General features: G+C 62.2%; 11 protein-coding genes. 7 read left to right on the top strand and 4 right to left on the bottom strand.

Going from position 1 to position 12,704, the window contains the following annotated elements; genetic code table 11:
• The first annotated feature begins 13 nt into the window (after positions 1-13).
• The 6 genes from nirD to VQ071_RS28480 all read left to right on the top strand — a co-directional run bounded on the left by nirD (position 14) and on the right by VQ071_RS28480 (position 4,562).
• The gene (nirD, locus tag VQ071_RS28505) at positions 14-322 is read left to right on the top strand and encodes a nitrite reductase small subunit NirD (protein WP_340518239.1); all 309 of its coding nucleotides are present in this window, start codon (positions 14-16) and stop codon (positions 320-322) included.
• 12 nt (positions 323-334) lie between these two features.
• Positions 335-1,189 (top strand): formate/nitrite transporter family protein, encoded by an 855-nt coding sequence (locus VQ071_RS28500; protein ID WP_340518237.1) that lies wholly within the window; start codon positions 335-337, stop codon positions 1,187-1,189.
• Between the two features lie 249 nt (positions 1,190-1,438).
• Positions 1,439-2,662 carry an enolase C-terminal domain-like protein gene (locus VQ071_RS28495; RefSeq protein WP_340518235.1) on the top strand — a complete coding sequence of 408 codons (1,224 nt, stop codon included), beginning with the start codon at positions 1,439-1,441 and terminating at the stop codon, positions 2,660-2,662.
• A gap of 17 nt (positions 2,663-2,679) precedes the next feature.
• Entirely contained in the window at positions 2,680-3,516 is an 837-nt protein-coding gene (locus tag VQ071_RS28490; protein WP_340518232.1) for an NAD-dependent epimerase/dehydratase family protein, read from the top strand.
• A 183-nt stretch (positions 3,517-3,699) separates the two neighbouring features.
• Positions 3,700-4,179 (top strand): DUF6530 family protein, encoded by a 480-nt coding sequence (locus VQ071_RS28485; protein ID WP_340518231.1) that lies wholly within the window; start codon positions 3,700-3,702, stop codon positions 4,177-4,179.
• 2 nt (positions 4,180-4,181) lie between these two features.
• On the top strand, positions 4,182-4,562 hold the full coding sequence (locus tag VQ071_RS28480; RefSeq protein WP_340518229.1) for a GIY-YIG nuclease family protein: 381 nt from the start codon (positions 4,182-4,184) through the stop codon (positions 4,560-4,562).
• 40 nt (positions 4,563-4,602) lie between these two features.
• Here VQ071_RS28480 and VQ071_RS28475 read toward each other — a convergent pair whose 3' ends face one another.
• The 3 genes from VQ071_RS28475 to VQ071_RS28465 are packed head-to-tail and all read right to left on the bottom strand — an operon-like array spanning position 4,603 to position 6,640.
• Positions 4,603-5,115 carry a hypothetical protein gene (locus VQ071_RS28475; RefSeq protein ID WP_340518227.1) on the bottom strand — a complete coding sequence of 171 codons (513 nt, stop codon included), beginning with the start codon at positions 5,113-5,115 and terminating at the stop codon, positions 4,603-4,605.
• A gap of 23 nt (positions 5,116-5,138) precedes the next feature.
• Entirely contained in the window at positions 5,139-6,206 is a 1,068-nt protein-coding gene (locus tag VQ071_RS28470) for a phosphodiester glycosidase family protein (protein ID WP_340518226.1), read from the bottom strand.
• Entirely contained in the window at positions 6,203-6,640 is a 438-nt protein-coding gene (locus tag VQ071_RS28465; protein WP_340518224.1) for a hypothetical protein, read from the bottom strand. The genes VQ071_RS28470 and VQ071_RS28465 overlap by 4 nt, the downstream gene beginning before the upstream one ends.
• 327 nt (positions 6,641-6,967) lie before the next feature.
• Between VQ071_RS28465 and VQ071_RS28460 the strand changes: the two genes are divergently transcribed.
• Entirely contained in the window at positions 6,968-10,939 is a 3,972-nt protein-coding gene (locus VQ071_RS28460; RefSeq protein ID WP_340518222.1) for an S-layer homology domain-containing protein, read from the top strand.
• Between the two features lie 126 nt (positions 10,940-11,065).
• Here the strand turns inward: VQ071_RS28460 and VQ071_RS28455 are convergent, their stop codons facing one another.
• Positions 11,066-12,694, bottom strand: coding sequence for a helix-turn-helix domain-containing protein (locus VQ071_RS28455; protein WP_340518220.1), 1,629 nt, complete (start codon positions 12,692-12,694; stop codon positions 11,066-11,068).
• Positions 12,695-12,704: the final 10 nt, after the last annotated feature.

The following is a 12,704-nucleotide window of genomic DNA, read 5'->3' as shown; positions in this document are numbered from 1 at the left end:
GAGGCGGAGGTTTATGACAAAAATGATGGTCGCGCACATCGACGATATCGACACGAGAGGGTCCCGCACCTACCGGCACGAGGAGCTGGAGATCGCCATCTTCAAGCTGTCGGACGGACAGATCCGCGCCGTGGAGAACCGTTGCCCGCACAAGGGCGGCAAGCTGTCGGAGGGGATGGTATGCGGCACCGCGATCCATTGTCCGCTGCACGACTGGAAGATCGATCTCAGGACGGGGAAGGTATACGAGCCGGACGACGGCTGCGTGACTTCCTACGAGACGGAGATTGACGATGCGGGGTCCATTTTTATTACCATATAAGGAGCTGAGCGTATGGATTTCGTTAAACCGAAGGATGTATTGCAGGCGATGATCGACGGCGGCGCGGCCAAGGCGGAGCTGAGCGTGTCGCAGATGCTGGTGCGGGGCTTCCTCGGCGGGGCGATTCTCGCCTTCGCGACGACGCTGGCCTTCACGGCCGTCGCGCAGACGAAGATCGGGCTTGCGGGCGCCGTTATTTTCCCGGTCGGCTTCGTCATGATCGTCCTGCTCGGGCTGGAGCTGGTGACCGGCAGCTTCGCGCTTATTCCATTGAGCGTGTTAAAGAGACAGACGCGTATAGGCCGGATGTTCAAAAATTATATGTGGGTCATCGCGGGCCACCTGCTCGGATGCTTCGTCTACGCCGTCCTGTACGATCTGACTGTCACCAAGATGGGCGCCGACATGGCCAGTCCGCTGGCGCAGACGCTGATCTCGGCGGCCGAGGCCAAGACCGTCGCCTACAAGCAGATGGGCGCGGACGGGATGATGCTCGTCGTCGTCAAGGCGATTTTGTGCAATTGGATGGTGACGCTCGGCGTCGTGATGGCGATGACCTCCACCTCCACCGTCGGCAAGATCGTCGCGATGTGGCTGCCGATTCTCACGTTTTTCGGCCAAGGCTTCGAGCACGCGGTCGTCAATATGTTCGTCATTCCAGCGGGCATGCTGCTCGGCGCGGACGTCGGCTTCGGCGACTGGTGGCTGTGGAACCAGATTCCCGTGCTGCTCGGCAACTTCATCGGCGGTGCGCTGTTCACGGGGGCATTGTTCTACCTGTCGCAAAAGGGAGGGGGTCTGCCGGCTGCCGCCGCTCGGCCCGTCCTCGAGGCGCCAGCTGCGCTGCCCGCGGAGCGGCGCGCCTAACGCCCGCGCGGTCCGCCTCGTCGACGCCGGTCGCGGCAATCCCGACCCGGCAGTCCGCCGCGTTCGCATGGCGCTTTTCAACCTGAATAACCGTTACCGGAAAACGAAGCGGACTCGCCGCTTCGTTTTTTGCCGTCCTCCGGCATTCGCGAATCGGATAAGATCTCCGAGGTAAGTTTGTCATCGTCTCATTAAGCGCGGAGGCGGGGTGAAGTAGAATGAGGCTAACCGAAGGAGGGGAAGGCGCAAATGGCGAAGATCACAGAGGTCAAGTGCATCCGGACACGAAAAAACGGAACCTGGACGATTGTGAAGGTGACGACGGATCAGGACGGTCTGTACGGGCTGGGATCGGCCTCCGACCTGTACAACCCGGAGGCGGTCGTTCAGATCGTCGAGCAGCTGCTCGGTCCGCTGCTCGTCGGCCGCGATCCGGCGAACATCGAGGACCTGTGGCAGCTCATGCACCACAGCGGCTACTGGCGGAGCGGCGCACTGCTCAACACCGCGATCGGCGGCATCGACATGGCGCTCTGGGACATCAAAGGCAAGGAAGCCGGGCTGCCCGTGTATCAGCTGCTCGGCGGCGCCGCGCGCGCGGCCGTTGCCTGCTACGGACATGCGGGAGGCAGGGACATCGCGGAGCTCAAGGAGGATGTCGCCCGATTTATCGAGGAGGGCTACACGGTGCTGCGCGTCCAGATGGGCGGCTACGGCGGCGGCGGCTTCGTCGGACCCGAGCGCGCCAATGTGCCGCGCGGCGCCTGGACCGCCGGACATGTATTCGATGAGCATGTGTACGTGAACGCCATCCCGCGCATGTTCGAGCAGCTCAGGCTGGCGTTCGGGCCCGATGTCCAGTTTACGCACGATGTTCACGAGCATCTGTCGCCGATTCATGCGGTACGCCTGGCACGACGGCTGGAGCCCTACGGCTTGTTTTTCCTCGAGGATGCGCTCCCGCCGGATCAGGCCGCCTGGTATCGCCAGCTTCGCCAGCAGTGCGCGACCCCGCAGGCCGTAGGCGAGCTTTTCACGAATCCGCAGGAATGGGTGCCGCTCATCTCGGAGCGCCTGATCGACTTCATCCGCGTCCGCGTCTCCAAGGCCGGCGGCATCAGCGCCTGCCGCAAGATCGCGGCGCTGGCCGAAGCGTTCGGCGTCCGCACCGCTTGGCAGGAGGGCGGGGAGAACGATCCCGTCAACCAGGCCGCGGCGGTGCATATGGACATGGCGGTCTGGAACTTCGGCATTCAGGAGGTCAACCACTTCCGGCCGGAGGAGAAGGCGGCGTTCCCCGGGCATATCGAGCGGGTCGGGGGCTACCTGCACCCGTCGTCAAGACCGGGGCTCGGCATCGATCTGGACGAGACGCTGGCCGCCGCGCTGATCGGCGACGATTGGTCGCGCCGCAGCTATCATTCGCCTTATCCGTTGGACCGCAAAGCAGACGGCACGCTGGTGCGGCCGTGAGAGAGGAGAACGGCAGCATGCGTAAAATTGCGGTTACGGGCGGCAGCGGCAAGCTGGGCCGGTACGTCGTCGAGGCGCTGCGCAGCCGGGGCTGCGAGGTCGTCTCGCTCGACCAACGGATCGCCGAGGGACTCCCCTGCAGACAGCTGCGCGTAGATATGAGCGATCTCGGGCAGGTGGCGGGCGGACTTGCGGGCGCCGATGCGGTTATTCATCTGGCTGCGATTCCTGCACCGGTCGGATACCCGCATCAGGCGATTTTTGCGAACAACGTACTGGGCAGCTTTAATGTGCTGGAGGCGGCGGACATGCTCGGCATCCGGCGGATCGTCATGGGCTCGAGCACGTCCTGCTATGGCTTCGCCTGGGCGCGGCGGCCGTTTTCGCCCGCGTATTTTCCCGTGGACGAGCTGCATCCGCAGCTGCCGCAGGAGGGCTACGGCCTGTCCAAGACCGTGGGCGAATTGGCGGCGGCGATGTTCGCGCGCAGGAGCGGCCTTGAGATCGCGAGCCTGCGGTTCTCCCTCATCGCAGCGCCCGAGGAATACGGGCGATTGGCGGAGGATGCGCGCCATCCTGAGCGCTTCGGCAAAATATTGTGGAGCTACGTCGATATCCGCGACGCGGCGGCCGCCTGTGTCGCGGCGCTGACGGCAGAGCTGGACGGGGAGGCGCTCTGTCTGAACATCACCGGCGACGAGGTGCTGAGCGAGCGGGATACGGCTGCGCTCGTCGCCGAGCACTACCCGGATGTCACGGACATCCGCGCGGATCTGAGCGGCACCGCGCCGCTGTTCAGCAACGCCCTCGCCAAGGAGCGGCTGAATTGGCGGCCGGTCTACAAATGGCGCTGAACGCACAACCGGCAAGCATGTGGCAGGGAGCTTCATACGGCAGCGTGCCGACCCGCGAGGTCGTCATGCTGCCGTTTTTTTGCGCAGGTCGGGATTGACCGCTTCGTCTTTATTCGTTAAGATTGTAACTATCGAATTAGTAAATTAGTAATTTACTAAATGAATGCATGAGGAGAATGTGTGTTGAAAATCCCGACTTCGTTGAAGCATAAACCGGTTATCGTATCCGATAATTATGAAAATGTGGACGGCAGGTATGCCGGCCATACGGACGCCAAAGGCCTCTCGCTCGGTCTCGCCCAATGGAACGACCGCGGCAAGGTCGAGATCTCGGCGAAGGTATGGCGGTATACGGGGGAAAAGTGGTCGAGACAGTCGGAGGAGCTGCCGCTTCACCGCGTGCTCGATCTGGCGATATTGGTCGCCCGCGGTCTCGGGCATTTCCGCGAAGCTTACCGTTATGAGGAATTGTACGATCCGGAGCAGCCGGTCATCGACCGGATCGGCCTGCAGGGCGACGCGATGACCGTGGCCGTGTGCACGGACAATGATCGGATTCGCGAGGACATCAAGCTGTTCGGCGCGGCGCTGGAAGGAGACAGCGAGCTGATCGGGGAACGCCTCGGCACGCTGTCCCGCATTTTGAAGGAAATGGGGTATTAACGTTGGATAAGCAGCGCAAAAAGGAGTTGGCCAGCGCATACGCGCAATCGTTCCGGCCGATGGGCGTGTACCAGATTCGCAACACCCGCAACGGCAAGGTGCTCATCCGGTCCTCGATGGATCTGGACGGCGCGCGCAACCGCTTCGAATTCATGAAGCAGATGGACACGAACATTTTGCCCGAGCTCAAGGCAGACTGGCAGCAGTACGGCGGCGGCGTGTTCGAATTCGAGGAGCTGGACCGGATCAAGCCGCGCGAGGAGCAGCTGGCGGACAGATCCGAGCTGAAAAAGTACCAGGACGAGGTAGACGCGCTGGCAGAGTTGTGGGTCGACAAGCTGCAGCCGTACGGGGACAAAGGCTACCACAGGCTGGGACGGTAATAGGTTGGCAGCAAAAAAGAGGCCGAATCGGCCTCTTTTTTTATAGCCATCGCGGTGGCTGGGAATAGCGATGTGCGGCATCTTTATTTGCTCCAAAAGTGGTCCCGGACTCGGAATAGCGATGTGCGGCATCTTTATTTGCTCCAAAAGTGGTCCTGCGCGCGGAATAGCGATGTGCGACATCTTTATTTGCTGCAAAAGTGGTCCCGGACTCGGAATAGCGATGTGCGACATCTTTATTTGCTCCAAAAGTGGTCCCGCGCGCGGAATAGCGATGTGCGACATCTTTATTTGCTCCAAAAGTGGTCCCTGGCTCGGAATAACGATGTGCGACATCTTTATTTGCTCCAAAAGTGGTCCCTGGCTCGGAATAGCGATGTGCGGCATCTTTATTTGCTCCAAAAGTGGTCCCGCGCGCAGAATAGCGATGTGCGACATCTTTATTTGCTCCAAAAGTGGTCTCGGACTCGGAATAGCGATGTGCGACATCTTTATTTGCTCCAAAAGTGGTCCCGCGCTCGGAATAGCGATGTGCGGCATCTTTATTTGCCAACCCAATCTCCCCCGACGGCCTTCCTATTTAAAGAACAGAAAGTTGGTTGCCAGACGACGGAGCTGTCCGTCCGACGGGCTGTTGACGACCCGGCCCTTGAACACCAGGGTGGAGGAGCCGCCGCCGTCCAGATTGTAGCCGTCGACCGTGCCGAAGCGCGCGAGCAGAATCTGCAGCTCCTCGAGCGTCGCGCCCGAGCTGCCGTCCTCGCCTCTGCCGTCGATGACCATCGCCAGAATCTGATCGTCCTTGTAATTCGCGATCACCGTGCGGGGCGCGCGCAGCGGACTGGTGCGCCACTTGGCGGGGATGGGCAGGTTGACGCCGTTCTTGCGCAGCACGGGCACGAAGGAAGCGCCGAATTTCGGCTTTTCCTTGTCCAGCGAGGCCCTGTCGCTGTACTTGCCGCCGATCAGCTTCAGCTCCTCGCTTAGCCCGACGAAGAACAAGTCGTTGAAGCTCGGCTCAAAGCCGCTGACATACTGTCCGCTGACGACGGTCGTGCTGAGCGGATAGCGCTTGCCCCCCTGGTCCGCGAAGCCGCCTGCGTTGATGCCTGCGATCGCGCCGGTGCGCTTGACGGCCTCGAGCGTCGTCTCCGCGCTGCCCGGCTTGTCGCCGGCCAGTGCCATCGACATCGCCTTGACGCTCTTCAGCTTCACCTTGAGCGCATATCCGCTGAAATGCTGGGCCTGGATCGTATAAAGCTGGGCCGTCAGGTTGCCGGATTGCACCGTATCGCGCGGGCTGCCGAGCTTGATGGAGATGCGGCGGTCGTAGATGGCGGCGGGGCGCCCGACCTGCGACTTGGCCGTCGTCATGATCGCGTTCATGCTCTGATTCGTTTTCACGTACAGCTCGGACACTTTTTTGACGGAAGCGGAGATCCGCTTCGCCGTGACGGCCGCCTCGTCGAGCGAAGTCGCCTGCGGCTCCGCATAGCCGGAGAGCGACGGCTCCGGCAGGTCGGCGGACGCGATGCGCGGCACGTCGGGATTGACGCCGGCTGCGCAGAGCCAGATCAGCATGCCGATGAACGGCGCGCATGCCAGCAGCACGGTCCGGTTCAGATGCTGGACGCCCGTTCTCATTTCAGCACGTCCAGCTCTTTTTTGAGCTGCTCGAGCTGCTTTTTCAGCTCGCTGATCTGCGTATACAGCTTGTTGCTGTTGTCGGTCTTGTCGCTGGCATTGTCCTGGGTGAATGTGAGCAGCTCGTTGAGCGTGTCGACCTTGGACGAGAGCGCAGCCATCTGCGCGGCGTATTCCTGCTCGAGCTTGTCCAATCTGCCGCTGTAATCCCGCTGCATCGCTTCGATCTGCGCCGCTGTCTGGCGCTGGAGCTGCTCGGATACTTGCTCGCGCTGCTGGCCCGTATACCATACGGTGCCGGCGACGCCGGCTCCGATCAGCAGCAGCCACAGTACGACGAACGGCACAACCGATTTTTTCGATGCTCTCCTCGGGGTGATATCCGTGCTGCCGACTTGCGATCTTGTGTCCGCCAGAGGGGAAGAATTCATCATTGCAGTTGTCACCTCATAATTCGGCCATACCGATATTGAGAATATATTGTAGCATAATCGGTTTAAATTGGGGTAAAGATGACCGTTTTTTTACCTGCGGATGGATAATCATGAAGTGAAATACATATAGTCGACACATCAAAAGCCGGGGAGCAAGACGCTCCGCGGCCTGATCGCCTGCGTTCGCATGAATTCGTTGAAAAAGGTAGATACAAAATCAAAAACGGACGATTTTATCGGAGCGGCGCCTCCTTTATCGTTGAATTATCGGCGTGCCGCCGGACGGCGCGTCGGTCATTGCCAATCGTAATGGAGGGATTCGCTGCAATGAAATTGAAAAGACGATTCTCGCTTCAAGGGCTGTCGGTGGTCCTCGGCATCTGCCTCGCCGCCAGCGGCTGCCTGCCAGCGGCTGCGGCCGGGACGCCGGACGTGTCGCCGGACGCTTCCCCGGCTGCGGTAACCGCGTCGTACACGTATCACGGAGACCGTCTAGGGGACATATCGGACGGTATCGTTTCGTACGACGATTCGCCCAAAAACCGCTGGACGGCTTACGAGTCGCCGAACGAGACGGACTGGGTGCAGTTCGATTACGGCGAGCCTCGTTCGAAAGACGTGGCTGGCGTATATCTGTTCGACGACGGCGGCGGGGTGAAGGCGCCCAACTCTCTGGAGGTCCAATACTGGGACGGAGCGGCGTGGTCCGCTGTTCCGCATGAGCAGAAGTCGCCGCAAACGCCAGCAGGCAACGAGCTGAACCTGATTACGTTCGACGCCGTCGTCGCCTCGAAATTCCGCGTCGTGTTCGCGCATGCCGGGTCGAAGAGCGGCGCGACGGAGATCGTGTTCGCGGATTCGAGCAACGAGCCGCTGCCGGGAGCGGATACGTCGCCGCTTGGCATCGTATCGGCTTCGTATACGTTTCGCCTCGACCAAGTCAGCAGCGTGAACGACGGCATCGTGTCCTACAACGATTCTCCGTCCAATCGCTGGACCGCATACGAGTCGCCGAACGCGGCGGATTGGGTGCAGACGAACTTCGGATCGCCCGTGCGCAAGGACGCTGTCGGCATCTATCTGTTTGCCGACGGCGGGGGGATACAGGCGCCCGCCGCCTACGACGTTCAATATTTGAATGCGGACGGCGAGTGGACGGATGTGGAGGACCAGGTTCGATCGCCCGCCGAGCCGACGGGCAACGCGCTAAACCTCGTCACGTTCGCGCCGGTCGTCGCGCAGAAGTTCCGCGTACTTTTCACGCACGGCTCAGCCAAGACCGGTGTCACGGAGATCGTATACGTCGATTCGTCGGAGCAGTCCTTGCCGGCGCCGCCGTCCAAGGGTACGGCATCCGCTTCCTATACGAACGACGGAGATTCGGTCGACAGTGTGAACGACGGGATCGTCTCGTTCGGCGATTTCCCGCGCAACCGCTGGACGGCTTACGGCAGCCCCAACGCCGCCGATTGGATCGAGACGGCATACGAGCGTCCATATTCCAAAAATACGGTCGGCATTTTCATTTATGACGACGGGGGCGGCGTCAAGACGCCGAGCGATTACGACGTGCAATATTGGGACGACAGCGCGTGGCTCAGCGTGCCCGGACAGATCAGGACGCCCGCTCGTCCTGTGGGCAATGCGCTGAATCTCGTCTCGTTCGACACCGTGATCGCGAGCCGATTCCGGGTCGTTTTTACCCATGCGTCCGACGCGCGGACGGGAGTCTCGGAGATCGCCTACGTGGACTCCCACAAAGAACCGGTCCCCGTCGCGCCGCCGGTCGTCGAACCCGAGCCTGTAATCGCGGTGACGGCGCCTGCGCTGGGCTCGTCCGTATCGGGCAAGTTCAAGATTGATTTCGACGCGCCGGGCATGAAAAACGTATGGGCAAGAGCCTGGCACCAGCCGGACGGAGCACATCCCGATTCGCAGGGATACGATGCCTGGCTCGCGAACGCCGCGCCGGACGCGCAGGGCGCAGGCGAAGTCGAGATCGACGCCGATCTGCTGCCGCACGGTCCGTTGACGATTATATTGAATGCCTGGGACTCGCCGGAGGGCGATCCGAACTTTGCGAAGTTGGCGACGAGCTATGTGCAGTTGTACAACGAGGGAGGCGTCGTCTGGAAAAAGGGCATTCCGGCTCCGCCCCCGCAGACGGCCGGCATGGAGGTCAAGTTCGAGGATGACTTCGACGGCCCGCTGTCTGTATCCAAGACGGGCGCCGGTGCGCGGTACGCATCGTTGAAGCCGGATTGGCCGAACGGCTCCGAGTTCGGGGAAGCCATCTTCGCGGATCCGACCGACGCGGTCAATCCGTTCGCCGTGCTCGGCGGCGATTACCTGCGGATTCGGGCCTCCCGGGCGCCGGAGGGATATGCCGATCCCCAGGGCTGGAACCGCAAGTATATCGGTGGCCTGCTCTCGTCCGTTCGTCTCGACGGTACCGGCGTCTCGGCGACGAACGGCTATTTCGAGGCACGCATCCAGATGCCCGCCGGCAAAGGCGCTTGGCCAGCGTTTTGGCTGATGTCGCAGAACAGCACGGGAGCGGATCATCTGCCTTCGACGGCGGAGCTGGACATCGTAGAAGCCTACGGCCATGATCCGGCAGGCGCTTGCCAGGCCAAGCATTGGTGGTCGGGCAGCCCGGAATCGCACCAGACGAACTGTTCCTCGGAAAATTTCGCTTACGGGGACAATGCGTCAACCTGGCATACGTACGGCGCGAAGGTTACGGAGAACGAAGTTATTTATTACATCGACGATGTCGAGGTGTGGCGGCATGCGTCCTTCGCCCAGGCGAACACGCCGCTGTACTTTATGCTTAATCTCGCGCTCGGCGGGGGATGGCCGATCGACCTGAGTCCGTACGGCGATCAGATCGACATGTATGTGGACTACGTGCGCGTGTTCGAGCCGAAGGAGGAGGAGCCCGCTTCCCCGTCTCCAACACCAACACCAACGGCCACACCAACGGCCACACCAACACCGACTCCAACACCGACTCCAACACCGACGGCCACACCAACACCAACGCCAACGCCAACACCAACGCCAACGCCAACACCAACGCCAACACCAACACCAACACCAACACCAACGCCAACGGCCACACCAACGCCAACGCCGACGCCCGCTGTCGCGCATGGCGTCATCAAGCTCGAGACGAAGCCGGACGATGGCGGCGTGTTCGAGGCTGCCGTATCCGAGTCGCAGCTTGCAGCCGCTGTCGGCAGTGCGGAGAGCGGCCAAGTCGTCATCCAAGCGAATGTGGCGCCGTCTGCACAAGGAATCGTACTGCGGCTCCCGGCCGGGCCATTGAATCAGGCAGGAACAGCTTCGCTTCAATCCGTGGCGTTGGATCTCGGCTTCGCCCGCATCTCGGTCCCGAACGAGGCATGGAGCCGGGCGACGAGCGATGTCGTCATCACGCTCAAGCGGGCGCCGCGCGCTTCGCGGCCTGAGGAAGCGACGGATGGCGTCAGAGGAGCGGTCCACGAGATCGGCATTTCCGCGGACGGCACCGCTATCTCTGCGCTCAGTCCGGGCAAGCTTCGGGCCTCGCTGCCCTATACGCCGGGGACCGGGGAAAAGGCAGCCTTGGCTGTCGCGGTCCTCGTCTCCGCCGACGGATCGATTCATCCCGTCGCGAACGGAAGCTACGACGCGGATGCGGGCTTCGTCTTGTTCACGACAACGCATACCGGGACGTTTGCGGTCGCTTATCGGGATGTCGGGTTTAAGGACGCAGCCCATGCGCCGTGGGCCCGGGACAGTATCGAAGCGCTGGCCGCGCGCGGCATCGCCCAGGGTGACGGCCAAGGGGGCTTCAATCCGCGGGCCGGTGTGACGCGGGCCGAGTTCGTCGCCATGCTGCTCAGGAGCCTGGAACTGGGCGGCGCTCCCGAAGCGGCCGACGCGATGCCGGATGCGCGGACGGCGGCTTGGTACGATGCGCCGCTGGCCGAAGCGATCAGGCTTGGCATCGTGGCCGGCCGCGGAGACGGCACTTACGGCGAGCGCGAACCGCTCAGCCGGCAGGATATGGCCGTGCTGCTCTACCGCGCCGCCCGGTTGGCAGGCGGCCTGCCGGCAAGCGGCGACAGCGGCGAGGGGCCGGCGCCATTCGCGGATCGCTTCGCCATTGCAGGCTACGCTTCGGAGGCTGTAGATGCGCTGCAGCGGGAGGGCTGGATCTCGGGAATCGGCGGCAATCGCTTCGATCCCGCGGGCCAGGTCACGCGTGCGCAGGCGGCCGTCCTGCTCTGGAATTTCTTGAAGTCTAAATAAATAAAACGGCAGTCGGAGCGTCGGCGGACGCTTCGCACTGCCGTTTTATTGTTGCATGAGAGCGTGGACAGGAGAGCAAATCGCGGCGGGGGCCCGTCCATCGCCATCAATCCCCGCCGTTTCCCGTCAATCCCCGTCCCGGTACTCCTGGGGCGTCCGGTTCAGCTCGCGCTTGAAAAATCGGCCGAAGGAGGTGGCGGAGTCGAAGCCGACCTTGAGCGCGATCTCGTGAATCTTGAGTCTGGAATCCCGCAGCAAGTCTTTGGCCCGGGTCAGGCGCAGCTCCGTGATATACTGGGACACGCCCTGTCCGGATTGCTGCTTGAACAGCCGGGACAGGTACGTCGGGTTCAAGTAGACGATCTCCGCCAGACGCACGAGCGACAGCTCTTCGTCGAGATGTCCTTCGATATAAGCCTTCAGCTTGGCGACGAGCGCGTGAGCGCCGGCCTCGCTCTCCCGGTCGCGCGCGGCCAGCAGCAGCTCGATCGCCTCGCGCAGGTATTGCAGAGCTTCGTCCCACGAGCCGTGCGCGTCCAGCGAATACAGCTTGCCGAGCCGTTCCTCCGCCGCCAGCTCATGCCACCTGGCATGCTGGTTCAGGGCGGCCAGCAGCATATAGGCGATGCCGTTGTACATCTCGTACAGGAAAGGCTTGCGGTGAACCAGCTGACGCGACAGCTCGGCCAGCTCTTCGAATTCGCGGCGGATGCGGGTCTCGCTCCCGAGATCCGCCGACAGAAGCTGTCTGAGCTTGCTGCTCGCCTGCAGCGCGACGGCGTCCGCGTCCCGGTCCGGCTCGAAGTTCATGCTGACGTCGTCGGTCAGCAGCATCTCGGAGCGGCGTCCGAATCCGAAAAACAAAATCTGCCGGAGCTCCGCGAACTTGACGGGCATGTCCGGCCAGGGCGTCGGCCTGCTGCCCGCCGCGAACGAGACGGACAGCTGCAAGTACCGCTTGCAGGCCGCTTGAATGGACTCGAGCTGTCCCTGTACGTAGCGGACCCAACGTCCCGCGCCCTCCGGGCTCTCCGCGTCCGAATCTTGCTCCGGCTGCAAAAATGCGACAAGCGTGCCGGTATCGGCGGTCGCGACGACGAAGCGCGTGCCCGCCCAATACTCGCCGGCGATGTTTTGGACGGCGTACTCCAGCAGCGCCTTGTCCGCGTCGCTGTAAGCGGCAGGCCAGCTGTCCACGCGTGCGATGACCGGCAGCGCGCCGCGGTCGGCCCGCAGCGGGATGCTCAGCTCGTCCAGGCGATGCTGGCTGATCGCGCTCAGGCCGCTTGCAAGACGTTGGATGTATTCCTTTTGCAGCATGCCGACGGACAGCTGGAGCTGCTGCCTGGCGCGCTCGATCAGCAGGTCGCTCTCGAGCGCGCGGTTCAGTCCGTCCAGCGCCTTCTGGATCGCCTGGACGATCGCTTCGTCGCCGTCGGTTTTCAGGATATAGTCGATGCTGCCACCGCGAATCGCCGTCTGGATGAAGGAGAAGTCGTCGTAGCCGGAGAGGAAGATCACCCGGCATCCGGGCCACTGCGCCACGATGCGGGCCTGGAGCTCGAGACCGTTCATGCCCGGCATCCGGATGTCGAGCAGGGCGATGTCGATTTTCATCTGGCCCAGCAGCCGCAGCGCTTCCTCCGATGAATACGCGCCGTATACGTCCAGCTCGAACGGCGCCTCTTCCTCCAGCATTTGCTTGATGCCTCTGACGATGTTGGGTTCGTTGTCCACTACGATGATGCGATGCATGCCTTATTTC

The sequence above is a fragment of the Cohnella sp. 56 genome, assembly GCF_037963805.1.
Lineage (GTDB): Bacteria > Bacillota > Bacilli > Paenibacillales > Paenibacillaceae > Cohnella.
This window is presented reverse-complemented; position numbering and strand designations above follow the sequence as displayed.

Bases quoted from the DNA above. Each gene is read 5' to 3' on its own strand.
- nirD (WP_340518239.1), top strand. From the start codon at position 14: ATGACAAAAATGATGGTCGCGCACATCGACGATATCGACACGAGAGGG.
- VQ071_RS28500 (WP_340518237.1), top strand. From the start codon at position 335: ATGGATTTCGTTAAACCGAAGGATGTATTGCAGGCGATGATCGACGGC.
- VQ071_RS28495 (WP_340518235.1), top strand. From the start codon at position 1,439: ATGGCGAAGATCACAGAGGTCAAGTGCATCCGGACACGAAAAAACGGA.
- VQ071_RS28490 (WP_340518232.1), top strand. From the start codon at position 2,680: ATGCGTAAAATTGCGGTTACGGGCGGCAGCGGCAAGCTGGGCCGGTAC.
- VQ071_RS28470 (WP_340518226.1), bottom strand. From the start codon at position 6,206: ATGAGAACGGGCGTCCAGCATCTGAACCGGACCGTGCTGCTGGCATGC.
- VQ071_RS28465 (WP_340518224.1), bottom strand. From the start codon at position 6,640: ATGATGAATTCTTCCCCTCTGGCGGACACAAGATCGCAAGTCGGCAGC.
- VQ071_RS28460 (WP_340518222.1), top strand. From the start codon at position 6,968: ATGAAATTGAAAAGACGATTCTCGCTTCAAGGGCTGTCGGTGGTCCTC.
- VQ071_RS28455 (WP_340518220.1), bottom strand. From the start codon at position 12,694: ATGCATCGCATCATCGTAGTGGACAACGAACCCAACATCGTCAGAGGC.